22 protein-coding genes and 3 pseudogenes are annotated in these 21,723 nt (G+C 59.9%); 5 read left to right on the forward strand and 20 right to left on the reverse strand.

What is annotated here, in order from left to right:
* Positions 1-105: 105 nt before the first annotated feature.
* The 3 genes and pseudogenes from FG99_RS09290 to FG99_RS32800 form a co-directional block, all read right to left on the reverse strand.
* Entirely contained in the window at positions 106-747 is a 642-nt protein-coding gene (locus FG99_RS09290) for a glutathione S-transferase family protein (protein WP_031630821.1), read from the reverse strand.
* A gap of 297 nt (positions 748-1,044) precedes the next feature.
* The gene (locus FG99_RS09295) at positions 1,045-2,157 is read right to left on the reverse strand and encodes a VIT1/CCC1 transporter family protein (protein WP_043268959.1); all 1,113 of its coding nucleotides are present in this window, start codon (positions 2,155-2,157) and stop codon (positions 1,045-1,047) included.
* Positions 2,158-3,029: 872 nt separating this feature from the next.
* Positions 3,030-3,772, reverse strand: a pseudogene (locus FG99_RS32800) (alpha/beta hydrolase).
* Here FG99_RS32800 and FG99_RS09300 point away from each other — a divergent pair.
* Positions 3,722-4,177, forward strand: coding sequence for a DUF6285 domain-containing protein (locus tag FG99_RS09300; RefSeq protein WP_071537368.1), 456 nt, complete (start codon positions 3,722-3,724; stop codon positions 4,175-4,177). The pseudogene FG99_RS32800 and the gene FG99_RS09300 sit on opposite strands and share 51 nt — an antisense overlap.
* A gap of 15 nt (positions 4,178-4,192) precedes the next feature.
* Here FG99_RS09300 and FG99_RS31230 read toward each other — a convergent pair whose 3' ends face one another.
* Positions 4,193-5,083: a TolC family protein gene (locus FG99_RS31230; RefSeq protein ID WP_196754676.1), complete on the reverse strand. Its 891-nt coding sequence runs from the start codon at positions 5,081-5,083 to the stop codon at positions 4,193-4,195.
* Between the two features lie 812 nt (positions 5,084-5,895).
* Here FG99_RS31230 and FG99_RS31235 point away from each other — a divergent pair.
* Entirely contained in the window at positions 5,896-6,207 is a 312-nt protein-coding gene (locus FG99_RS31235) for a DUF2845 domain-containing protein (RefSeq protein ID WP_071537366.1), read from the forward strand.
* A 292-nt stretch (positions 6,208-6,499) separates the two neighbouring features.
* Here the strand turns inward: FG99_RS31235 and FG99_RS09315 are convergent, their stop codons facing one another.
* Positions 6,500-7,351: a hypothetical protein gene (locus tag FG99_RS09315; RefSeq protein WP_023105881.1), complete on the reverse strand. Its 852-nt coding sequence runs from the start codon at positions 7,349-7,351 to the stop codon at positions 6,500-6,502.
* Positions 7,352-7,396: 45 nt separating this feature from the next.
* On the opposite strand from FG99_RS09315, the gene FG99_RS32460 reads away from it, so the two are divergent.
* Complete coding sequence (locus tag FG99_RS32460) at positions 7,397-7,555, forward strand: hypothetical protein (protein ID WP_162489991.1); 159 nt, start codon at positions 7,397-7,399, stop codon at positions 7,553-7,555.
* 50 nt (positions 7,556-7,605) lie between these two features.
* On the opposite strand, the pseudogene FG99_RS09320 reads toward FG99_RS32460, so the two are convergent.
* The 3 genes and pseudogenes from FG99_RS09320 to FG99_RS09330 all read right to left on the reverse strand — a co-directional run.
* Positions 7,606-8,205, reverse strand: a pseudogene (locus FG99_RS09320) (DUF3422 family protein); the annotation flags it as partial.
* 183 nt (positions 8,206-8,388) lie between these two features.
* Positions 8,389-8,787, reverse strand: coding sequence for a VOC family protein (locus FG99_RS09325; RefSeq protein WP_023105883.1), 399 nt, complete (start codon positions 8,785-8,787; stop codon positions 8,389-8,391).
* Between the two features lie 43 nt (positions 8,788-8,830).
* Positions 8,831-9,940, reverse strand: coding sequence for an S-(hydroxymethyl)glutathione dehydrogenase/class III alcohol dehydrogenase (locus FG99_RS09330; RefSeq protein WP_023105884.1), 1,110 nt, complete (start codon positions 9,938-9,940; stop codon positions 8,831-8,833).
* A gap of 157 nt (positions 9,941-10,097) precedes the next feature.
* Between FG99_RS09330 and FG99_RS09335 the strand changes: the two genes are divergently transcribed.
* Positions 10,098-11,003: a LysR family transcriptional regulator gene (locus tag FG99_RS09335; protein WP_023105885.1), complete on the forward strand. Its 906-nt coding sequence runs from the start codon at positions 10,098-10,100 to the stop codon at positions 11,001-11,003.
* 166 nt (positions 11,004-11,169) lie between these two features.
* Here FG99_RS09335 and FG99_RS31240 read toward each other — a convergent pair.
* The 6 genes and pseudogenes from FG99_RS31240 to FG99_RS09360 all read right to left on the reverse strand — a co-directional run.
* A pseudogene (locus tag FG99_RS31240) lies at positions 11,170-12,104 on the reverse strand (IS1182 family transposase); the annotation flags it as partial.
* A gap of 137 nt (positions 12,105-12,241) precedes the next feature.
* Positions 12,242-13,096, reverse strand: coding sequence for a hypothetical protein (locus FG99_RS31245; RefSeq protein ID WP_023105891.1), 855 nt, complete (start codon positions 13,094-13,096; stop codon positions 12,242-12,244).
* A complete protein-coding gene (locus FG99_RS09345; protein ID WP_043268961.1) occupies positions 13,096-15,657 on the reverse strand; it encodes an autotransporter family protein in 2,562 nt (853 codons plus the stop codon). Before FG99_RS09345 ends, FG99_RS31245 begins: the two co-directional genes overlap by 1 nt.
* Before the next feature lie 210 nt (positions 15,658-15,867).
* A complete protein-coding gene (locus FG99_RS09350; protein ID WP_023101161.1) occupies positions 15,868-16,131 on the reverse strand; it encodes a hypothetical protein in 264 nt (87 codons plus the stop codon).
* A gap of 9 nt (positions 16,132-16,140) precedes the next feature.
* Positions 16,141-16,500, reverse strand: coding sequence for a hypothetical protein (locus tag FG99_RS09355; RefSeq protein WP_034077542.1), 360 nt, complete (start codon positions 16,498-16,500; stop codon positions 16,141-16,143).
* 29 nt (positions 16,501-16,529) lie between these two features.
* Positions 16,530-16,976, reverse strand: a complete 447-nt coding sequence (locus FG99_RS09360; protein WP_043268964.1) for a hypothetical protein — start codon at positions 16,974-16,976, stop codon at positions 16,530-16,532.
* Positions 16,977-17,079: 103 nt separating this feature from the next.
* Between FG99_RS09360 and FG99_RS09365 the strand changes: the two genes are divergently transcribed.
* Positions 17,080-17,412, forward strand: a complete 333-nt coding sequence (locus FG99_RS09365; RefSeq protein WP_228380054.1) for a helix-turn-helix domain-containing protein — start codon at positions 17,080-17,082, stop codon at positions 17,410-17,412.
* A gap of 27 nt (positions 17,413-17,439) precedes the next feature.
* On the opposite strand, the gene FG99_RS32465 is transcribed toward FG99_RS09365, so the two are convergent.
* From FG99_RS32465 to FG99_RS09390, 6 genes are all read right to left on the reverse strand, one after another.
* Positions 17,440-17,613, reverse strand: coding sequence for a hypothetical protein (locus FG99_RS32465; protein ID WP_023105896.1), 174 nt, complete (start codon positions 17,611-17,613; stop codon positions 17,440-17,442).
* Positions 17,614-17,659: 46 nt separating this feature from the next.
* Positions 17,660-18,580, reverse strand: coding sequence for a recombination directionality factor (locus FG99_RS09370; protein ID WP_043268966.1), 921 nt, complete (start codon positions 18,578-18,580; stop codon positions 17,660-17,662).
* Between the two features lie 79 nt (positions 18,581-18,659).
* A complete protein-coding gene (locus tag FG99_RS09375) occupies positions 18,660-19,664 on the reverse strand; it encodes a YqaJ viral recombinase family nuclease (protein WP_043268967.1) in 1,005 nt (334 codons plus the stop codon).
* Positions 19,665-19,786: 122 nt separating this feature from the next.
* On the reverse strand, positions 19,787-20,188 hold the full coding sequence (locus FG99_RS31250; protein WP_081884600.1) for a hypothetical protein: 402 nt from the start codon (positions 20,186-20,188) through the stop codon (positions 19,787-19,789).
* A gap of 155 nt (positions 20,189-20,343) precedes the next feature.
* Entirely contained in the window at positions 20,344-21,312 is a 969-nt protein-coding gene (locus FG99_RS09385) for a DUF932 domain-containing protein (RefSeq protein ID WP_043268971.1), read from the reverse strand.
* Between the two features lie 98 nt (positions 21,313-21,410).
* A complete protein-coding gene (locus tag FG99_RS09390) occupies positions 21,411-21,683 on the reverse strand; it encodes a hypothetical protein (protein WP_003150493.1) in 273 nt (90 codons plus the stop codon).
* Positions 21,684-21,723 lie beyond the last annotated feature (40 nt).

The following is a 21,723-nucleotide window of genomic DNA, read 5'->3' on the forward strand; positions in this document are numbered from 1 at the left end:
GTCGTCTATTTATCAGATATAGCTTGGCATACACCTCCGCACAACGGGAAGTCGTCCGTGTCCGCAGTACAACAATGCTTTTACGCCTCTTTTTCCTGCACGGTTTCAGGTGAGCAGAGGGGCGATCCCCGGATCTGCCTTAGCCATGGCCCGTCGGTAGGTTTCCCGATTGCCTATCCGCTGCAGGTAGCCGAGGAGGTTGGGATACCCGGCAATATCCATGGGCATGAAATAGCGCATGGTTGTGAGCGGGAACAGCAGCATGATGTCAGCAGCCGTGAAGAAATCGCCGGCAATGTAAGCAGTACGCCCGAGTTGCTCTTCGATCAATTTGAAGGCCATATCGATGCGCTCCTCTACGAGCGGTGAAGTCCCTCCACCATGACCCTTCCCCGCCGCGGCCAACGTCGTCCTGGCCATCTCCATCGCCATGAGCGAGCTGTTGGTGAAGTGGAACCAGAACAGATAGGTGGGATAGTCTGCATGATCTGGAGCAACGGCCAGACGACCATCACCGTGCCGGTGAATGAGGTATTCCATAATGGCTCCCGACTCGCTCAGAACGATGTCCCCGTCGCGCATGACTGGTGACGTCCCGGTCGGCGAGATGGACTTGTATTCGGGCGGGGCCAGCCTTGTCCCGGGATCGCGATCGAAGCGATGAAGCTCATAGGCAAGCGCAAGTTCTTCGCACAGCCAGACGATTCGCTCAGACTGTGAAATGCCCAGATGGTATACGGTAATCATGGGTGGGTTCTCCGCAATGAATAGGTTCTCAAAAAACTTGCTTTGCAAAATTGCAGACGGCGAGTGGTGTGGAGCCGAAAATCCTCAAGATAGCTGGCGACGAGGGTATATATGCCGTTGCACTTGCGTTGACATAGCGCCGGTCTGATGAGAGCACCGGAGCCTTGTTCATCGAGTCTCCAGCTTTCTCATGCGCGTGTTGCCGTCGTTTTCTGCATACTTCAGGCGGAAATCTGCCTTTGCATAATCGCTTTGTGCGTTCGCGCTCTGCCCACCTGCGTGGCAGTTGCAGGCGGCTCAACCGAGCGTCACGCCGAAAAGCGTGCCGATACCATAGGTGGCTGCGGCAGCGACCAGCCCGATGGTGATCTGGCGAGCTGCGGAGAACCATGCACCGCGTCCCGTGAAGAGACTGGTCCCCGCACCCAGCAGGCCGAGCACTGCACTGCTGGCCGCCAGACTGGTAAGTAGTGCCGGAGTGTCCGACAGAAACATGAAGGGCAGGACCGGGATGATGGCCCCCACCGCGAACAGCATGAAGGAGGACACCGCAGCGGTGACAGCCGAACCTCCCAGCCCCTCCGGGTCTATCCCCAGTTCCTCCCGAGCCAGGGTGTCAAGCGCAGTCGCTGGCGTGCTCAGGAGTTTGCCGGCGAGTGCGCGGGCCTGGGGTTCGGCAATGCCCTTGGCCTGGTAAATAAGAATGAGCTCCTCACGTTCCTCATCCGGGAGCTCGCGTAATTCGTCGGCCTCGATGGCAATCTGGCTGCGATAGAGTTCGCGTGAACTGGTAACTGACAGCCATTCGCCCATGGCCATCGAGCCTGCGCCGGCGATAAGCCCAGCCAGGCCCGACAGCAGGATGGCATGTTCTGAGGCGGCGGCTCCGGCCACACCCATGACCAGGCTGAGATTGGACACCAACCCATCGTTGGCACCCAGCACCGCAGCCCGCAGCGTGTTGCCACCACCGCGATGCCGGCCTTCCAGCATGGCAAGAAACGGGCCGGGCAAGCCACCGGTTCCGGCGGCCTGCTGCATCAATAGCGCGTGCGAGCGTTCATCACGTGCGAGCCCGGCCACGCGAGCCTCGGGTTGGTCGTCATAGGTCCTGCTGCCGAAGCTCTCTGCAGCGGCGAGCACCGGCAGCAGAATGGCGCTGCCATACCTTCGTACCAGCCAGGCCACCAGGCGGGCGCGGCGCGATGGCCCGGGCGAAAAATGGTCGCCGGTTGCCGTCATCCGTTGGCGCCAGAACTCCGCGTGGGCGGCCTCTACGGCTGCGAGGCGTCGGAATACACCCGCCAGGTCAGGGTTGGACTCGCCCTCGGCAAGCGCCGTGTAGATGGCTGTGCCATCCACTTCGCCCTGCAGGTTTGCGCGGTAGCGGCTTGTTGTGGCATTTGTCATGAGGGCTGTTCCTTTGGTGTTGGCTGCCGTGCCTGGGTAGTCGCGCAATGCAAGTGGATCATTGCACCAGCCTGGCGCCCAGTTTGGCTAGATGGCGCACAGTTGCCTCACCCTGTCCGTCGCTGCCACCGGTGATAGCCAAGACCTTACAATGGATACTATTGAATGTGCTCATGATTGCTTGTCCTTCTGTGCTGAAAATGATGTGAGTGAGATGGAGGCATGCTGGAACTGTTCAGCACAGGCACCAGAAAGTGTACGGTATGGCAGAGGTTATCGATTGCCTGTGCGTCAAGGCCTAGTTGTCGGGGAGCGCTCCTGGGACCGGCAGTGCGGCTGCTCGCAGTTTGCTCCCCGCTCTGCGTCTGCGCGATCAGAGCCACCCACTCGTTGCTGGACCCAGGTCGCCGCTGTAGAGATCTTGAACTTGGTCGGAAAGGCGCAGGTCAAGTCCAACCCTCAGGTGTAATTAGCAAAAGTCTGTAATTGCCGAAGCTACAAATGTGCGCTCAAACGTGGCTGGATCTGACAGCTTTATGTTGCCGGTCAACTTTTGGTTCCCGCCTCTTGCAAGCTCTTTCATTTCATCGAGAAGGCCGCCCACGAGCACGCCATGCTGTTCCAGCGACGCTTCCTGGACTTCATGCAGCAGAACCTGACTTCGCGCATGAAGATTTCATAGCCCGTCGGTCCCGGTCCTTTCATTTCCGTCCACCGGTTTTCCAGCGTTTCGCAAGCAGAACGCTGAAGCCGGTTTTCGCCGTCTACCGGCTGGGGTGATACGGTTCCAAGGCGCCTCTATGCACTGTAGGAGGCCCAATGGACATTATCCCGTGTACCCGCTGCGCTTTACGTCTGGCAGCATTAGAAACCTATTCTGCTTTGGGGATGGATTGAAGTGTTTTGCATCTTAATGGCTGGTCTTGCCATATTTTCCTGATAGCCTCCCAGTCCTGCCGGTGATCTGTAGTAGGAGAGGTTGCAACCTGATTGCAGGCATATGGATGTAGCCGTACCAAGTAGGTTGTGGCTAGCGATGCCGGGACTATGTCATCTGCGTCATCCACCAGATGTCGCTGCGGTTCGATGCCAGGTGATCCCGATAGTCCAACGGATCCAGCGAGCCGTTGAGGGACGATAACCCTTTCCTTGCTGCCCAAAGCCGCGGGCTGAGGTTGCCGGCCAGGGTCTGGACCTGAGTAATGTTGTCTCGTTGAGCAGCCAGCAGCAGCGCCAGTGCAGCCCCTCCTGAATACCCCACCAGTTCGAACTATCGATTGCCGTAGCGCTGCTTTAGCTGATCCAACGCCTGACTAAGGCTGGTGACCACCGCTTGGGAAAAGCGCCGATGGGTCCAGAGTGCAGGTTCGCAATCTGGCGCCAGAGCGAATTGGCAGGGGCGAGCCAGATAGGCATTCGGCTTCGGATCGTCCACGGCCAGCCGCACTACCAGCGAGTTGTGCGGACTCGGATCCAGACTGGGCTGCGTCGTCGTGGCCCAGGTATAGACATCGCCTTCCAGATAAATGTGCAGGCGAGGGGCTTTCGTTTTGCCTTGAGGCTGATGAAGTATTGCCAACGGGAACGGCTGCCCCGGCTGTCTGCCGATGTTCATTACCTGGCGAGGATGATCGCCAATGCCTTGGCCATCGCCGTGCGTGAAGCGCACCGCGAGGGTGACGGTACTGCGGGCGAGAGCCTGCTCACTCGCGAGTTGCGCTCCGGGCGCTGCGATGAGGAACGTTGGCAAGACCTGCAGCAGATCACGCGGCGCAAGCTGGAAATCAGCAATCCCAAGGTCCTAGCGGCTTATCTGGATCTGTTCGGTCAGGGGAAGGGCGCACTTCGGCATGATGCCCCCTGTGACGCGAGCCGCCGGTGCGAGGCGCCTGCTACGGATGAGTTTCTCGAGCAGGCTGGCGGCCCTGATCGACTGCGATCCGGACTCGGTTCAACCCATGGCGGCGGACATCGGCAGTTGGCGACACGCCCCCTCATGATTGGCAAGATCAGCCGATGAGCGTCTCTCGCCGCTTCAAGTGTCCGGATGGGTTCCGGCTTTCGCATCACCGCCCAGGGACTGGACCAGCGCGACATAGTTGAGCAACTTGTTCAGGCGGTTCTCGGCCAGGGTGATTTCTGCATTGCGCCGGGTCTCCTGGGCGGTGAGCCAGGATTGCAGGCTTTCCGCGCCGGACTCGTAGCGGATGCGGTAAATGCGTTCCGCTTCTTTCGCGGAGGCAAGTGCCCGTTCGCGCATGGCTTCCTGTTCCGTGTAGTGGCGGCGGCCGGCCAGGTTGTTCTCCACATCCCCCAAGGGGCGTAGAGCGTCTGCCGGAAGTTCACCACGGCCAGTTCGTAATCCACCTTGGAAATGGCGATGTCGTATTTCATCTGGCGCTATTGCAGGAACGGTAGGCTCAGTCCAGCACCCAAGGCGCCCACCGGATTCTTCAGCAACTCGCCAAGAGCGGTGCTGGAGTAGCCGAGTGTACCGGTGAGGCTGAGGTCCGGGTAAGTAGCTGGCGCGGGTAGCATCGGCGCTCCTGAGCGTGCTGCGCAGCCGCAGTTCGGCCGCGCTCAGTTCGGGCCGGCGTGCGAGCAAGGAGACCTGCATCCCGGCATCCACCGCTGGCAACCCGGTCTGCGTGAGTCGCTGCGGCTCGTCGTCGAGCGCCAGGGTGACGCTGTCGCCCACCCGCACGGTGATGCTCGCCAGGTACGACTGGCCGAGGGTGCGGTGCATGACGGTGGTGTAGGGCAGGTACACCTTGAGTTGTTCGCTGTTGCTGAAGTTGCTCTGGATCGGGTTGAGCGCGCCGACGATCCGCACCGGCACGTTGCCCAGCAGTAGGGTCTGGCCGACGGCATTGCGGCCCGGAAACAGCTTCTTGCGGGTGTTGTCGTCGTGGGCGGAGTCGTGGATGGCCGTGGCGTCTCCAGGTCGGCCTTCAGTGCTACGATGTCGCCGGCTGACAGTGCGGACTGCACGATCTAGCTCACGTTGTCATTGGCCTGCTTGGCGTATGCCTGCGCCGCGTCAATCCGATTGGATAGCGCCTGTTGGGCCGTTCGGAAATCCTCGTTACTGGCCAGGTGTTGGCCGGCGAAGGTGTCGACTCGCTCGTCGAGCTTTCCTATCCGGCCGAGAAGGGAGTCGATTGACGTTTTCTCGGTAGCACCTTCCAGGGGGCCTCGCATGTTTACCAGTTGGTACTGCTGGTAAGTCACAAGACCCCCGAGGGCAAGAAATCCTATCGTGATGAGCAGCGATGATCGGGTAGGGCGCAGGTTCGTGGGTGTCCTCTCGAAGCTGAGGACACCCTCGCGTAAGTGGGCTACCGAGGCAGCAATAAATGCTTACTGAATCTGCTGGGATTTTTTGGCAATCAGCTTCCTGCAGGATGGACTTTCATCGATCAACAGATGATCACCTTTTCTGGGCTGGCGTGCGGGGTACGGCGACGGCAAGTGATAAGCTGAATAAGTCAGCTCAGCGCCTCTGCTTGTGCAGCCCATTTCTCGGCCTTTTTCCGTGTATCGCATGACCAGATAAACTCCTCCAGGAAGACCTTCCATGTGGGGGGATCCACAGCCAAGCATTTTAAGTGCCGATTCCTAAGCTGCTCTAACTGAGAATGTGCGCTAAATTGGACGGGCTTAAGATGACTGTCCGACACAGGGGTGTGATAGTGTCATGGTCGAATATCTGATGAATTTGGTCTCAAGGAGTCCATTATGAAGTTTAGGGGAGTTTGCGCCGTTTCAATTTTTGGCGTGCTCGCGCTTGCGGCATCGTCTGCTCAGGCTGCCACAATGCGTTGCGGAAGTAACCTGGTAAGTGAAGGCGAGCTGATAGTCGATGTTATTAGAAAGTGTGGTGATCCGTCGCAGCGTCAAGTTGTTGGGCCGGCTGTTGATGCCAATGGTTACGTTGCAAAAGGTGCCGCGACTATTGAGAATTGGGTTTATGGACCTAGTAATGGTGCGTATCAATATCTTCGATTTGTCGATGGAAGATTGGTAGAAATCCGTACCCGAATGAATTGAGCGATGAACGCAGGTGCTCAGTGAGTACCTGCGTATATCCGTTAGCCGGCCGTGCCGATGATATCCAGTATGGTCGCTATGGGAGCGCTTTGTGCGCTTGAGACAATGATCGTAGTATTCGCCCCCGCGTTGCTAGCTGCTTGCTGCAAGTTGTTGGCCGTTAGTTGTGCACCGTTAAAGGTGGCGCTGAAGAGCTTGCTAGCTCCGGCAATAGAAAGCAGTTGTGTCATGGTGCTAATGTTTACCGCTTGGGCAGTGTTGACACTGATCTTGGTTTTACTTCCTGCGGCAGTTAACGCTTGTTGCAAGTTGTCAACTGTGCACCGTTGCAATCGGCGCTGAAATTCTTCGTGTTGCCAGCGTTTTGGATCGCCTGAAGCAGGGCCGAGATGTTCGCTGCCTGGGCGGTGTTGACGCTGATGCTGACATTGGTGCCTGCTGCGCTGATAGCCTGCTTAAGGTTGTTCGAGGTCAGCTGTGCGCCATTGAAATCAGCGCTGAACTTCTTAGTGTTACCTGCGATGCTCAGCAATTGCAGTAAGGTAGTGATGTTGACAGCTTGGGCGGTATTCACGCCAATGGACGTGTTGGTGCCGGCAGCGGTCAGTGCCTGTTGCAAGTTTGTCCCGGAGAGTTGTGCACCGTTGAAATTGGCGCTAAAGACCTTGCTATTGCCCGCGTCATTAATCGCTTCGAGGAGGGCGGTGATGTTCGCCGCTTGAGCGGTGTTTACGCTGATGCTGGTACCCGACTGAGCGGCGGTTACTGCCTGCTGGAGGTTGTTCGCAGTGAGCTGAGAACCATTGAAGTCAGCGTTAAAGTGTTTGATGGTGCCTGCTGAGGCGATTATCGACAGCAAGGTGTTTATGTTGACCGCCTGCGCAGTGTTGACGGCGATGCTGGTGTTGCTGCCGGATGCATTTACAGCCTGTTGCAAGTTGTTCGAGGTCAACTGCGCCCCATTGAATGTTGCGTTCAGGTGCTTGGTATTCCCCGCGATGCCGATCACTTGCAGTAGCGTGGTAATATTGACGGCCTGCGCCGTGTCGATGTTGATTGTGGTATTTGCTCCTGCTGCAGTCATTGCTTGCTGGAGGTTGTTGGCAGTGAGGGCGGAGCCGTCGAAGTTCAGTACAAGTTTCATGTTCTGCTAATTCCTTTTTGCAAATAGATCAGGGAGCGCCATTTCATGGGTGGCAAAAAGAAGCTAGAAGTGATTCCTGGAATCGATAAGGTGTTTTTGTTGCGGTTTTTGAAACAAACTTTTGCATGCTTTGATGTTGGTGTTATTGATGTAGATCATTGTGCTTTTATTGGAAATACTGGCGAAGAGTCGTCCTCTCGATGACTGACCGCTTTGCTGACGCGATAGAAGCAGAACACATCCGACGGCATCCCCCGTGCCGGGGTCAAATCGCGGGCAAGGACGAGGATCTGCGTCAGGCCGTCCTCATCCTGCTAGAAGTCGGTTAGGATGGCGGCAGAACCTTTCTCCACCAGCGAGTAACACAGACTGGCGGAATCGAAGCGATCGGCCTCCTTTTCTGTTTCCGGCGTCCATGGAAGAAGTCTCAAACGGATGCCGGATACAACTTGGCCCGACGGGACAAATCCATGCTTGAACGGGTTTTCGCCGCACGGCTCTCCTGTCTCGGAATCCAGCGAAGCGCACCAGAGATACGTCGAGAACTCGGTGTGCTTTTCACAGTGCAGGTCTCCCTCATCCCATGTCACGCCGTGAAGCGGCGTGGCATGGTCGGGCTCGGCAACACCGAAGCGATGAGACAACTCGCTCATCGCCATCTGGTCCTTGGCAAGGTCGCCTTCGGTCATGAAAGCGATCTGCAATATGCCGTGTGGGGCTTGAATCAACAGATGCGGGCGCGCGTGCACTTCACCCGCTGCGGCAGCACGATCGGCATAGGCCGGCATGCCGTACACGGTGGCGGTCGAGGCGGGTTGTACGGTCGTCGTATTGATGTTGGCCGGCTCTTTCATAACGACCTCATTTCTCATTGGTTGGAAAAACACGCTTCAAGGTAAATGCCCGCAGCCATGCGTTTCGCACATGGCTGCGGGCCGACCTTCATGAGCAGGCACCGTCCTACACGGTCTGTCTAATAGGCTCGCCGGATAGAGGCTTGTGCTGACCCTTTCAGAGCATCCTCAGCTTCTTTGCTTTCAAACGAAGGTGTACGAGCAAACCTTGTTGCCCGCCGGATCACGCAGGTAGGCCGCATAGGCACCCGGCAGGTGACCACGCGGGCCAGGCTGGCCCTCGTCGGTGCCACCTGCGGAAAGACCGGCGGCATGGAAGGCATCCACTTCGGCGGGAGTAGCGGCCGCAAAGCCGATGGTCACGCCGTTGCTGGAGGGCGCTGCGCCATTGCCCGGACGGGCGATGATGAAGGCTGGCTTTTCGCGACCGAAAAGCACCCACCCGTTGCCGAAAGGACCGAGGTTCTTGATGCCGAGAGCACCGAGAGCGGCGTCATAGAACGCAGCCGACTTCTGAACGTCGGCGGCGCCGATAAAGACATGCGAGAAGATACCGTCGCCGGAAATGACAGGATTGGACATGGTTAATTTCCTTGATGGTTGGTGTTGAGTGGATCGTGAGTGATCAGTAGTGGATCACTGTGCGAATCGACTTGCCTTCGTGCATCAGGTCGAAGGCTTTGTTGATGTCGTCGAGGCCCATGGTGTGGGTGACGAACGGAGCGAGATCGATCTCGCCTCTCATTGCGTCTTCCACCATGCCCGGGAGTTGGGTGCGTCCCTTAACTCCGCCGAAAGCAGAGCCCTTCCAGGTCCGGCCGGTGACCAGCTGGAACGGACGGGTCGAGATTTCCTTACCAGCACCGGCGACGCCGATGACGATCGATTGGCCCCAACCACGATGGGCAGCTTCCAGGGCCGACCGCATCACGTTGACGTTACCGATGCACTCGAAGGTGTGATCGACACCCCAGCCGGTCATCTCGATGAGAACCTCGTGAATCGGCTTGTCGAAGTCCTTCGGGTTGAGGCATTCGGTCGCGCCGAAGGTACGAGCCAGCTCGAACTTCGCCGGATTAGTGTCGATGGCGATGATTCGACCTGCCTTGGCCTGGCGTGCCCCCTGAATCGCAGCGAGACCGATGCCGCCGAGGCCGAAGATGGCCACCGAGTCGCCCGGCTGCACTTTGGCTGTGTTGTGAACGGCACCGATGCCGGTGGTCACACCGCAACCCAACAGACAGACATGCTCGGGATTGGCGTCCGGGTTGATCTTGGCCAGCGAGACTTCGGCGACCACGGTGTATTCGCTGAAGGTCGAGCAGCCCATGTAGTGGTAAAGCGGCTGACCGTTGTACGAGAAGCGGGTCGTACCATCGGGCATCAGCCCCTTGCCCTGGGTTGCGCGAACCGCGACACACAGGTTGGTCTTGCCAGACTTGCAGAACAGGCACTCCCCGCATTCGGCGGTGTAGAGCGGAATGACGTGATCGCCTGGCTTCACGCTGGTCACACCTTCACCCACCTCCACAACGATTCCCGCCCCCTCGTGACCCAACACGACCGGGAAGAGGCCTTCAGGGTCGTCGCCCGACAGGGTGAAGGCGTCGGTATGGCAAACGCCGGTATTGGTGATCCTGACGAGTACTTCGCCCTTGCGCGGCGGCTCGACGTCGATCTCGACGATTTCCAGCGGCTTTCCAGGCCCGAAGGCAACTGCTGCACGTGATTTCATGATGTCGTTTCCTCATCTGGTGGTTCGGAGCGGAGCATTCCGCTGAGTTGTCAGTTTGGGAAATGACTCGGTTGCCGTATATGGAATTGTTGCGATTTTGGAATTCCAAAATATGGAATAATAAGTGCACAACGAAGATGGCCTAGGAGCATGGAGAATGAACAAGGACATCGAACTGCTGCATATATTCCGGGTGGCGGCTGAAAGCAGCAGTTTTCGCGACGCAGCTGTCCGCTTGGGGACTTCCCCTCAAGGTGTCACGCGTGCCATTCAGCAACTGGAGAGACACTACGGCGAGGTGTTGTTTCATCGCAGCACGCGCCAGGTTCGCATCACCGCCTTTGCCGAAGGTCTGCTGGAACAGGTCCGCCCTGTACTGGAGCGGGTCGACGATCTGTGGCGAACGCCTGCTGCCGACCAGCAGGCTGCACTGTCGGGCACGGTCCGCATCACCGCACCGTACAGCCTGGGTACCAGAGCCGTTCTACCTGCATTGGAGCGCGTTGCCGCGCGTCATCCTGGGATCACCCTGGATGTGCGTCTGTCCGATCGCATCAGTAATACGGTTGACGATGGGATCGACGTTGGCATCAGGGTCGGATTCATGCGTGATAGCCGCTTCGTCGCGCGCAAGGCAGCCGACATGAGGCTGCCAATCGTTGCCGCTCCACGTCTTATCGAGAAAGTGGGCACCCCTGACGATATCGATGCGTTGGCCGGGCTACCGATCGCCGTAGCCCTGGATATCAATACCGGCCGCCCCTGGCCTTGGCACTTCAAAGCGGGACAGCAGTGGACACCCGCGGCCCCCACCCTCATCGCCGACAATGCCGAAATGGAAATAGGAGCCGCACTGGCCGGGATCGCATTCGCCCAACTAGCGGACTACATGGCGGCTCCCTATATTGCCAGCGGGCAACTCGTGCAGGTGTTGCAGGACGAAGAGCCTCCGGCATGGGGCTTGTACGTCTATCGGCCTCAGCGTGGCCCCATTCCTGGAAGGGTTCGAGCGGTATTTGATGAAATGCTGGTCGCCGTTGGATCGTTGCCAGCTTTGCGCTGACACGCCGCAAGGCGCTGTAGGACTAGCGCGACGGCTACGTCATTGAAGGCCGGATCTTGAGGAAGTACCTAGTCACGGTTCGTTGAGGGAGGACCATCGTGGTCGGTGCGCGTTACAGAGAGTTGAAAGGATTGGCTGAAGCTTGCCGGCGAGGATTGATGGGGCTGCCAGCCTCGTGGCAGGCGAGCATTTCCTCGCTTTTGAAGTAGCCGCGATCGGCAACCACCGACAGCGATTGCGTCCCCATTGCCGCCCGCGCTTGCTTGGCCATCGCACTCAACTGATCGCGGTCGATGCCATTGCTGGTGACCTCGTGCGTCACGATCAGGTGATGCTTCGTCTCAACCGCTGCCTAGACGTTGTAACCGACCATGCCAGTGCCGCGACTCATCATCGAACGTGCGTCGGGATCAGTAAGAGAAATCTATTTGTCCGGGGTGGTCTCCAACTGAGCCTCAACATCCCTGAGCTCCTGCATCTTGGCTTTCAGGGTGGCAATCTTGCTGTGCAAACGCTCGGATTTAGTCCGCGCCACGGCAGTTTTTGCCGGTCGGCAGTGTCCAGCGCAGTGAGGTAGCGGCTGATGCTGGATTCGATCTCCTCCATTCGCCGTTGCAGCTTGGTACTGGTGAAGTTGCGGTCGCGATTGTTGACCGCCTTGAACTTGCTACCGTCGATGGCCACCAGTGCTTCGGAGAACAAACCGAGTTGCTGGCACAGCACCACGAATTGCCGGCAGACACCACGAATGGCTTTGCCGTTGTTCTTGCGGAGGTTGGCGATGGTCTTGAAGTCCGGTGTCAGGCGTCCGGCCAGCTACATCAGATCGATGCTGCGTTGCGCCTCACGCTCCAGCCGGCGACTGGATTGGATGCGATTGAGATAGCCGTAGATGTATATCTTCAGCAGGACGGCAGGGTGGTACGCAGGGCGGCCTGTTTCGGCGGGAACCACACCGTCAAAGCCCAAGCGGCCGAGATCGAGTTCATCGACGAACACATCGACTACTCGAACAGGGTTGGTGTCCGCGACGTAATTATCCAGGCTCTCGAGCAGCAGAGTGCATTGACTTCGATGCTCACCTTGGATGAAACGCTTCATGGACTACCCCCGCTATGACCGCCGACGGCAGAATAGCAAGAGCACTGGCCATATTTTTACACAGCCTGGGCCGATAACGGGTCGTGGTTCGTTTGCTAAGAACGAATCCTGGTCACCGGCGGCTTGCGGCTGTGGACTCAATTGTTCTTGCAATTTAGCGGTTGACCCCGCCATTTTCTCCAAGCGGTCTCCCAGCCTTGCTGGTGATCCGTAGCCGGAGAGATTACAACCTGACTGCAGGCGTATGGCCCTAGCTGTTCCAGGTAGGCCTTGGCCAGAGAGGCAGGGACAACGTCATCTACGTCTCCCACCAGATGTCGCTGTGGTATCGATGCCAGGCGATCCCGATAGTCCAATGGATCCAATGAGCCGCCGAGAGGCGATAGTCCTTTCATTTCCGCCCAAAGCCGTGGGCTGAGATTGCCCGCTAGGGTCTGGACCTGGGTGACGTCCTCCCGCTGTGCCGCCAGCAGCAGTGCCAGTGCCGCGCCTCCCGAATATCCCACCAGCTCAAACTCCCGATTGCCATAGCGCTGTTTCAAATGGTCCAGCGCTTGGCTGAGACTGGTGACCACCTCCTGCGAAAAGCGCCGATCGGTCCAGAAAGTGGGGTCGCAGGCTGGCGTCATGACGAACTGGCAAGGCCGCGCCAGATAAGCATTTGGCGTCGGATCGTCCACGGCCAGCCGCGCCACCAGCAGGTTGTGCGGACTCGGATCCAGGCTGGGTTGTGTTGCCGTGGCCCAGGCGTGGCCATCACCTTCCAGGTAGACGCGCAGGCGATTGGCTTTCTCTGTGCCTTGCGGTGGCAGCATGGCCAACGGGAACGGCTGCCCCGGCAGGATTTCCAGTTTCCTCCCATGCCCATATGCCAACTGCTGCAGCGCTTCGCGTGGTGATTGGCAGCCGGCGAGGAGGGCGCCGATCAACAGTGCCACTAGGACTCGAAGAAAACCGGCCCACGCGCGTGGGCCGGAAAGGTAGTGCTTCATCAGAAGTCGTAACGGACCTTGGCGGTGAAGGTGTCGGCGTTGAAGTCGGTCTTGCCGGTGTAGTCGTAGCTGACCCCAACGGTAACCGCACCCAGATGGTAGTCCGCACCGACACCGGCTTCGTAGCTGTTGCGTACGGCTTTGGCGCCCTGGCTCACGAAGGGGGTGCCACCCAGCGTGAAGGCCGAAGTGCTTTGGGCTTCGTCCGCGGCGAAGTCATGGTAGGCCATCAACTTGGCCTGCGGCTGCAGGTTGCCGTTGCCGACCGGGAAGTCGCCCGCCACTCGCACACCAGCCCCCAGTTCCGCCACCTCGTAGCGCTGGCTATCCACCTTGAGCGCCGCCGACGAACCCTTCTCGTGGTAGCCATCGATATCGACGCGCGCATAGCGGGCGGCCAGGCGTGGCTCGATCAGGAACTGCTGGTTCAGGTGGTAGGTGTAGCCACCGACGACGTTGGCGCCCAGGACCTGGCTGTCGTAGTCACCCTTGGCCGTGGTGCCGGCGATGCGACGCTTGCTCTCGTTGTCGTTGAGCCCATAGCTCAGGTTGGCGTCGACGAAGTAGTTGCCCTGTTCGAAGCCGCTGTACAGGGTCAGCGCATTGCCATCGACATCGGTGGTATTGCCGGTGTCGCTGTTCACGCTGGTGTGCAGGAAGCTGTAGGCCACGCCCAGGGTCAACTGGTCGGTGAGCTTGCCATCGGCGCCGATGGCGATGCCGCGGCTGTAAGCGTTGAAGCCGGCCACGCCGTTACGCAGATCCTGGTTGGCATCGCTGTACAGTGCCTGGGCCCAGATGCCGGTGTTCTGCAGCACATCGCCCGAGGACGCACCGCGCAGGCTGCTGGTGCGATTGCCGGTGACGTTGCTCACCAGCGTCTGCCCACTGGTGGCCGCTTGGGTTGCACCACCATTCACCTCGGGGGCCAACTGCTCCGTCAGCTTCTTCAGCGCCACCGGATCCTGCGAGGCATTCACGTAGGCTTGGAACACCGGATCGTTGGGATTGCTCTGCGCCAGCCCGGTTACCACCTGGCTGAAAGCTGCGCCCGCACGTTGGGCATTGGCCGAACCACCGACCTGGCCGATCACCTCGCCGACTTCATCCTGACTCTTGGTGCTGACCTTGGCCACGATCTGATTGTCGCCACTGCTGTAGGTGTTGACGTTCAGCAGGGCCGAACGGCTGGTCACGCTCACGCCGTCATCCTGCAGGGTGCCGGCTTGGACCAGGGTATAGGTCGTGCCCTGAGCCTTGAAGTCATTACCCTGGGCCGCCAGTTGGATCTGCGAGCCCTTGGCGAACTCCGCGGTACCGGAGACCGCAACCACGGCCTTGTTCGGATCCGTGGCCGAACTCAGGTTGAGCCCCAGCGAGGAGTTGGCCGCCACATCCAGGTTGCCCTGGATCGTGGTGTGCGGCTGAGCGAATTCCAAGTGTGCCGGCGTGTTGCCGGCATCGCTACCAACATCCAGCCAACCGCCGTCCTTCAGGCGGATGTTCGCGCCATCGGTGCTGGCGTCGGTGCCGCTGAAGGTCACGTCGCCGTTCACTTCGATGTTGGACAGGTCGATCAAGTTACCGGTGATGCTGCCGGCACTCCACACCAGGTGCACCCCGCCACTGGCCTGGGAGGCATCGATGGCTTCGTCCTGGGAAATCAGGTTGCCGTTGTTCTGGATGACCAGCGTGTTGCCGGCATTCGCACCGTCGATGTCGAAGGCCCCCACCTCGATGGCGGCATCGTCAGCCTGGATGGTGCCGGTGTTGAGCACCTGCACCGGCGCATTGGCAAAGCTCACGCCGTCGAGACGCAACGCGGTTGCATCATCGCCGCTGGCCAGGATGCTGCCATGGTTCTCAATTCCGCCGAGGTCCACACGATTCGGGCTCCCCATGTCATCGTCATAGGTGGCGAGGACCGCTGTCGAGCCGGTACCGCTGACCTGGATCAGGCCATCGTTGATCAGCTTGCCGCCGATGGTGCCGCCCTTGAGCTGAATGCCCGTGGCCTCTTCGCCATCGGCGAGGATCTTGCCGCTGGCAGCATTGACCAGGTCGCCCTGCAACACCGACTGACCGGCGAACTTGAGGCCGCGGATACCATCGCCCTCGAGGACACCGCCGGCCACCTGCAGGGTGCCTTCATTGACCAGGTTGCCGTGGATGATGGCCGGATCGATCAGCAGGCCGGTGACGCCCGCGCCATTCACCGTGATGCTGCCCTTGTTTTGCAGGTTGCCGAGCACCTCGGTCGGCGCGCCGATGGGCGAGGGACTGTCATCGTCTCCGGCGTAGGACAGGTCGATACCGTTGAGGTCATCGCCCGTGGCCTGCACCTGGGCGTTGAGCACCAGGTCGTGATTGAAAGTGTCGCTGTAGAAGCGAAGAGGCTGGTCGCTGCCAGTGAAAACGCCGGTCACTTCGGTGCTGTCGGTGTAGGTGTTGCCTTCGCTGTCCAGGCCGCTGTTGGTCAGCGTCAGGGCGTGTGCGGCGAGGGGCAGGGCACTGGCGGAAATCGCCAGGGCGAGCAGGGTTTTGCGGTACGTCGGGGTCATGGGTTCAGGTCCTTGAGTGTGTGTGGCTGTGGTGCTTTGCTCTTCTGGGATGTGTCTCGACGGGCAGCTCCTGGGTTTTCAAAAAACAAAAGAACCCCTGCCCCGCACACGACCAGTTATGGCCGTGTGCGGGGTTGGTTATGTTTGGGGCGTGATGCTTGTTAGTTGGTGCTCACGGTTCCGAGGTGATCGGGAGCGGCACGGTTGCTGTCACTGCTCCGCTATACAGGCCTTTGCATACGTGATGCTGTCCTGCATGAAGTTCGATACCAGCGGGCTTCGCCCTGCCTGAATCTGCTTCAACTGCTCGGTCGAGTAGGTCTTTTCCAGCTTGTCGTAGACGCATGTGCAAACTGGCTTGGGAGAGCCACCTTGCACGCAGCCTGAGAGAAACTGTCCGCGTAGCTTGGACTTGTCATCCGAACAGCCCGCCAGGACCAACAGGCCCAGCACCAGATAGAACTTGCTCTTCATCGGTCTTCCTTATCGCAATACCAGGGAGCATCCGAGGCCGATGCCAACTACCAGGCCAATGACTTGCGGGCCTATCAGCCAGAACACTTTCAACCAGATCAGGTGAAGCGCGCCGCCGTTGGTGTAGATCGCATCGGGTTGGGCAAACTTGCGGATCGCGTTGCCCACCAGGGCGCCGATCCAGCCTGTTATCAAACCAACGAGGCCGGCCAGCAGCTTCAGCATGAAGCTGGCGCCCAACACCATTGCTGAGGTGTTCACGGTCAGGAAAATGATGGTGAGGACGAGCGAGGCGGCGCCCCAGCCGATCACTTCCGGACTGGCGGGCAGATCATTCGGCGCGTCTGCCGTTTCGTGTTCTTGTTCCATGGTGTTGTCTCTATGTCGTGTGGGAAGGGTTACCAGCCGGAGCGGCAGAGGTTCTTCTTGCTGGTCAGGGGTTGGAGAACTTGGGGAAGGTTCTGGGTTGGGAGTTTCACCGTCTGTCCGCCGACGCTGAGCTGCAGGGAGTTGGCCTTGCGCAGCGCAGCCCAGAAGCCCGGGAAGCTGGCACTGCAGGCTTCGCAGTCGGTGTAGAAGGGGTTGCTGAAGGTGGTGCCGTCGACGATGACGTCGAAGCCGTCATGTTCGGAGGAGTAGCGCTTACCGGCGATGGTGGCGTAGGCGGAGACGGAGCTCTCGTCATCGTCTGGGCAGGTGATGTTCAACTGGTTGCCGTTGCCGTCGTCGACCAGGTGTTCCTCAACGCCCTGGGTATAGCTGGAAGTCCATTCGTAGGTACCGGCGTGAGCGGCGGTAATGGACATCAGGCTGAGTAATGTGGCGGCGAAAAAGTGTTTACGCATGGGGACGGGTCCTTGTGGTTTAGGGCGCAGGTATCCGTTCGGGTCCTAGTGTCATTGCGACACTACCAAAACGGTAGTATTTGGTGAAGTACCAACATGCACGATGCTGCTTTTGCAGCGAGTTATCGGGATGTCGGTGCTGGGAAGCCGAATCAAGCAGGCCCGGATGCGAGTGGGGCTCTCGCAGGAGCGTCTCGGGCTAGAGGCTGGATTGGACGCGATGTCTGCTAGCGCGCGCATGAACCGCTACGAACTGGGGAAGCGCATTCCCACTCCCGACTTTGTCGAGCGTTTGGGGTTGGTTCTCGGGGTTCCGGCGGCCTACTTCTATTCGACTGAGGAAGACGAGGCTGAGCTTCTGACCAAGTTTCATCAGTTAGAGGCTTCGAAGCGTATGCAACTGCTGCGATACCTCGACGAATTGCTTGCTAGTTAGACTGGCTCCTTCAATTGCCCCGGTTGATTAGCCGGCGTGCCTCCTTACTAAGAACTCATTGAAGACTGCGCAGGCTGCACTGATCACTAGTAGTAGTGGCCAGAAACGCAGCATGAGCACCAGCAGCGCAACGGCCACTGCACAGCTGGCCAGCACGCCGATGAACACGAACAGCAAACCAATGAAGCGCACCAGGTTCATGGCGCAATCCTCCTCGTAGATTGAGTGATGGGTGATGCCGCGGACATCAGTCCGCGGCTTGTTGAGTGCGTGCTTCGGCGCGGGCTTTCAGTAGCGTCGACAAGGTGGGTTTCGGCGTGGTGGTCGGTTCCGCTACTGGAGCGGTTGAAGGTGGCGATTCGGGAGTTGGCTCCGGGAAGAACTCTTCGGCGATGGCACCGGTTTCCTCGTCACTGTCCTCGAACGCGCCATTGGCAAAGCCCAGCCGCGCCGTGGCATCCAGCGCCACCTGGTCGAAGCCGGAGGCCTGGCGCGCTTCATCGAGTTCCCGGGCTTGTAGCAGCGCTTCCTCCATCGACAGGCCACTGCGCACCGTGATGTCGACGTAGAAGATCGGCGAGCCGTGGCTTTGCCGGGTGGACTTGCCGCGCAGACGCAGCTCCAGCGGCAGGCACGCCAGGCGGTTGCCGGAAATCGCCTGCAGGTACTGCAGCCGCGCTGCTAGGGTGCGGATGCTGTTGAAGCCGGTGGTGCGGAACACGAAGCTGCCCAACGGATCCTCATCACCGATGGCCACGTTGAGGCGACCGTAGGGTTTGCACGCACCGCCTTTAGCCAGCGGACAGCCATCCGGTGAAGGGCAGGGCAGCGAGGCGATACCGTCCTGACCACGACGCTTGCAGGTCTCGCCATTGCCAACACATACCGGTCGCCCGGACTGCCGATCGAACAGGCAGTACTCGGCGCGGAAGTTCAGCTCTGGCGCGTTGAACAACAGACGAATCGGAATGCTGCGGATCTTGCCGCCTTGCGCTTTACGCAGTTCCTCGTCCAGGGGATGGGGCAGCCAGCCGTCGCGCAACTGCACCTGCGAGGTCAGGGTGAATTGATCGTCCTTCTCCGGCAGACGCTTGCCGTTCTTCTCGACGACCTTGCCGATGGAAATCCGCCCGAGCACCGGCGGGGTAATGGCCAAGCCTTTGAGCATGGTGGTTCTCCAGTGGATGAATAAAAAGGACCACTCCGGCGCAGGGGAGACGCCAGGGTGGTCAAGGGGGGAAGCGAAATCAGGTAATCAGGAAACGCCGGCTGCCGACCTTGGTGGTGGGATAGCGCGCCAGTAGGTAGGGCTTTTCCTTGAGCAGTAGGGGCACATCGAGCACCACGCTGTCCTTGGCCTTGCGCCAGGACACCGTGCCATTGGCGAACAGGGCCCGGCTGGCATTGCCCATGGCCTGCTGTAGTTGCTGCTTCAACTCGGCCTCGCGCTTGCCCTGCAGCTCCAGGCTGGCGCGTACCGTCTGCAATTCATCGAAGGCGTCTGACAGCCCCCGGTCCTGAGTGAAGTCCAGGGTGTGGCCGTGGTCCTCGGGATACAGGCAGCGCAGGGCCTGCTCCGCCGAGTCGGAACCATCCGCCGGCGGTGGCGTATCGCGTTGCACGTAGGCCCAGAAGTCGCGCTCCAGCTCGATCAATCGGCCAATGAGCTCCTCGTCGCGCTCGATGCGATGGATCTCCAGGTGCTGGCCACCGAGCAGCACGGCCACGTCGGCTGCCTGTTTACCGGTGACGGCTAGCTGGTGCATCACCTGTAACTGCACGTACACCGGCATGCCTTCCTTCCAGAGACGGGCACCGTTGATGCCGGCGGTCTTGCATTCGAGGATCTGTACGTCGCTTGCGCCGATCACCTCACGGTCGATGTTGGCCAGCATCCAGTCCAACTTGGAATCAGGGTGCTGTAGCACGGCATTGATCCGCCGTACCCGGTTACCGGTACGGCGGCAGTAGTGGTTGGCGACGATGGGCTCGAGGATGTTGCCCCAATAGGTCGGGCTTTCCTCGTCGTTCGGATCGCTCTTGGGCAGCCCGGCATCGCGGCCGGTTTTTTCCAGCCACAGCTCCAGCTGCGACTTGTAGGGGTTGAGGCCGACTGCGGCGGCCGCGTCCGAACTGCCGATACCGTGCTTGCGTACCGCCAGCCAGTCATCGCGGGACAGGTCCTTGGTACCGACCAGGCGCAGGGCAGGGCGCTGCCGTGTTCTGTTGGATGTGGAATGGGCGTGAGTCATGAGGGTTTTTCTCCGGACATAAAAATGCCCGGCCGGCAGAGCCGGTCGGGCATCGGGGAATGGGCGGCCGTCAGGCCATCAATGGGAGGACCACATCCAGGTGGTGCTGCGATCACTCCCTCTTACCGGGCTACAGCAACGGCTGTGGAGGCCGCCGGCTGCCGTTGCCGTGCGTGATGGGCGCGCACTTTCTCGCGCCAGCCGGGCGAGAGTTCCTTGGCCATGTCGAGATAGCGCAGCGGACAGCTGTAGTAGTACGGCGCCATGGACTCATCCATGGCTTTGTAACCCCACTCACCGCCACTGCGTTGCAGCAGATCACAACGGATGTAACGCATCGACTCGCCAGGCGCGAGGTCTGGGTGGACACCGGTAGCTTTCGCCGTCACTTCGCTGACGGACCACAGCACATTGCCACGCAAGGTATGCACAAGCACACGAACACTGGCTCGTGCCGTGTCTTCGGGGCGGATCAGATCTTGGATGAGTTCTGACCGGGTACGGGATGAGAACAGCCAGCCCATGAGAGAGGCCTCCAATGAAACACCGGAGCCCACTCCACAGGAGCGGAACCCCGGCGGGTGGAAGAGAACGCCCAAAGCTGCGGCTGCTAAAGAACTACTGGAGCAGCCGCAGAACCTTTTGGGCGAATAGGGATAACGAGAGGAGGGAACGGCCGTCAGGCCACCAACTGTAGGGCCGCATCCAGGGCGCGTTGCTTGATCACTGCCCCCTGGCCGAACCAGGCCGAGTCCATGCGGTACTCGTTGCTGCGCGCCCGGCGTTCGTGGTCGACGTACTCGGTGACGGCATTGAGCAGGCCCCAGGCAGTACCGTTGGCGGCTTCCAGTTGCGAACCACGACCACGGCCTTCGTACAGGCTTTGCACCCGACGCAGCGCACGTTCATTCGGCAAGGCATCCGGCAGCGGATTGTTGGGCTGAGCATCGCAGAGCACCTGCATGAAGTAGCCCATCGCCTCATGCCACTGCACCTTGCGCTCGGCCAGGTGGCGCATGCGGTACATGAACTCGTCCCATTGCGAGACGGCGATGCCCAGTTGCTTCTTCACAGCCAGGGCATCGAAGCGGGTGCTGTGCGGCACCTTGATCGCCCGGGTAGCACCGTCGACGGCGATGGTCAGGGTGTTGTTGCACACCACCCGCACGGTGGTCGGTGTCGCCGTGGTGGCCAGGGTGCCGTCGCAGGAGGTGGCCAGCAGCAGGTAGCCGTTGACCAGGTCGTTGCCCTTCAGCGAGGTGTTCTGTCCGGTGCGCGCCAGCGCCCAGAATTTGCGCCCACCTTTGAGCACGCCCGCGGTTTCCAACTCGTAGCCGGAAACCTGGGTAAGGTCGCGGTAGAACTCCAGCACCTCTCGCGGCTGCACTACCTGATAGCGCTGGGAGACTACCGAGAGCGGTGCCTTGGTATCGGAGCGGTAGAGCACCTTCTGTTCAGGGAAGGAGTGAATGCTGCCCAGGTGGCCAACCGCATCCGCTTTGAAATGGACCGGGCTTTCCTGAATCTGCCAGTCCATGCCGGCTTCACGCTGCCAGACTTCCAGCGGCTGTTTCGGGGACAGACGGCTGCCCAGGCCATGCCAAGGGGCTTCGCCGACATAGGCCATACGTTCGATGAGATGAGCCATGATGAGTTTCCTGTGAGCAATAGCCGGCATAAAGCGCTGCGCCACGCGCAGCACCGGCGGAAGGGATGAAAGGGAAGGGAAGCGAAGAACGAAGCCGATCAGGTCGGCAGGTTGAAGCGATGCCCGCAAATCAGGCAGAGGTTGTTGGCGAGCACGTGGCGATCCAACTGGTCGCCGAGTTGGGCGCCGAGCGCACAGCCGCCGACACCGCCTGCCAGGCCGCCAAGAATGGCGCCGGACAACGAGCCGAGGGTAATGCCCAGCGGGCCGGCAATGGCGCCGACTGCTGCGCCGGCCTGACCACCAGCAAGAGCGGCGGAAGCGCCACGCGCTGCGCCACCGACCGTGCCGACCAGGGCGCCGATCTTCATGGCGGGATGCAGAGATGCGATTTTGGGGGAGTTACAGCGA

The organism is Pseudomonas sp. AAC, assembly GCF_000725445.1.
In the GTDB taxonomy this organism is placed as follows: domain Bacteria; phylum Pseudomonadota; class Gammaproteobacteria; order Pseudomonadales; family Pseudomonadaceae; genus Pseudomonas; species Pseudomonas citronellolis.

Bases quoted from the DNA above. Each gene is read 5' to 3' on its own strand.
- FG99_RS09290 (WP_031630821.1), bottom strand. From the start codon at position 747: ATGATTACCGTATACCATCTGGGCATTTCACAGTCTGAGCGAATCGTC.
- FG99_RS09295 (WP_043268959.1), bottom strand. From the start codon at position 2,157: ATGACAAATGCCACAACAAGCCGCTACCGCGCAAACCTGCAGGGCGAA.
- FG99_RS09300 (WP_071537368.1), top strand. From the start codon at position 3,722: ATGAAGTATTGCCAACGGGAACGGCTGCCCCGGCTGTCTGCCGATGTT.
- FG99_RS31235 (WP_071537366.1), top strand. From the start codon at position 5,896: ATGAAGTTTAGGGGAGTTTGCGCCGTTTCAATTTTTGGCGTGCTCGCG.
- FG99_RS09315 (WP_023105881.1), bottom strand. From the start codon at position 7,351: ATGAAACTTGTACTGAACTTCGACGGCTCCGCCCTCACTGCCAACAAC.
- FG99_RS32460 (WP_162489991.1), top strand. From the start codon at position 7,397: ATGGGTGGCAAAAAGAAGCTAGAAGTGATTCCTGGAATCGATAAGGTG.
- FG99_RS09325 (WP_023105883.1), bottom strand. From the start codon at position 8,787: ATGTCCAATCCTGTCATTTCCGGCGACGGTATCTTCTCGCATGTCTTT.
- FG99_RS09330 (WP_023105884.1), bottom strand. From the start codon at position 9,940: ATGAAATCACGTGCAGCAGTTGCCTTCGGGCCTGGAAAGCCGCTGGAA.
- FG99_RS09335 (WP_023105885.1), top strand. From the start codon at position 10,098: ATGAACAAGGACATCGAACTGCTGCATATATTCCGGGTGGCGGCTGAA.
- FG99_RS31245 (WP_023105891.1), bottom strand. From the start codon at position 13,096: ATGAAGCACTACCTTTCCGGCCCACGCGCGTGGGCCGGTTTTCTTCGA.
- FG99_RS09345 (WP_043268961.1), bottom strand. From the start codon at position 15,657: ATGACCCCGACGTACCGCAAAACCCTGCTCGCCCTGGCGATTTCCGCC.
- FG99_RS09350 (WP_023101161.1), bottom strand. From the start codon at position 16,131: ATGAAGAGCAAGTTCTATCTGGTGCTGGGCCTGTTGGTCCTGGCGGGC.
- FG99_RS09355 (WP_034077542.1), bottom strand. From the start codon at position 16,500: ATGGAACAAGAACACGAAACGGCAGACGCGCCGAATGATCTGCCCGCC.
- FG99_RS09360 (WP_043268964.1), bottom strand. From the start codon at position 16,976: ATGCGTAAACACTTTTTCGCCGCCACATTACTCAGCCTGATGTCCATT.
- FG99_RS09365 (WP_228380054.1), top strand. From the start codon at position 17,080: ATGCTGCTTTTGCAGCGAGTTATCGGGATGTCGGTGCTGGGAAGCCGA.
- FG99_RS32465 (WP_023105896.1), bottom strand. From the start codon at position 17,613: ATGAACCTGGTGCGCTTCATTGGTTTGCTGTTCGTGTTCATCGGCGTG.
- FG99_RS09370 (WP_043268966.1), bottom strand. From the start codon at position 18,580: ATGCTCAAAGGCTTGGCCATTACCCCGCCGGTGCTCGGGCGGATTTCC.
- FG99_RS09375 (WP_043268967.1), bottom strand. From the start codon at position 19,664: ATGACTCACGCCCATTCCACATCCAACAGAACACGGCAGCGCCCTGCC.
- FG99_RS31250 (WP_081884600.1), bottom strand. From the start codon at position 20,188: ATGGGCTGGCTGTTCTCATCCCGTACCCGGTCAGAACTCATCCAAGAT.
- FG99_RS09385 (WP_043268971.1), bottom strand. From the start codon at position 21,312: ATGGCTCATCTCATCGAACGTATGGCCTATGTCGGCGAAGCCCCTTGG.
- FG99_RS09390 (WP_003150493.1), bottom strand. From the start codon at position 21,683: ATGAAGATCGGCGCCCTGGTCGGCACGGTCGGTGGCGCAGCGCGTGGC.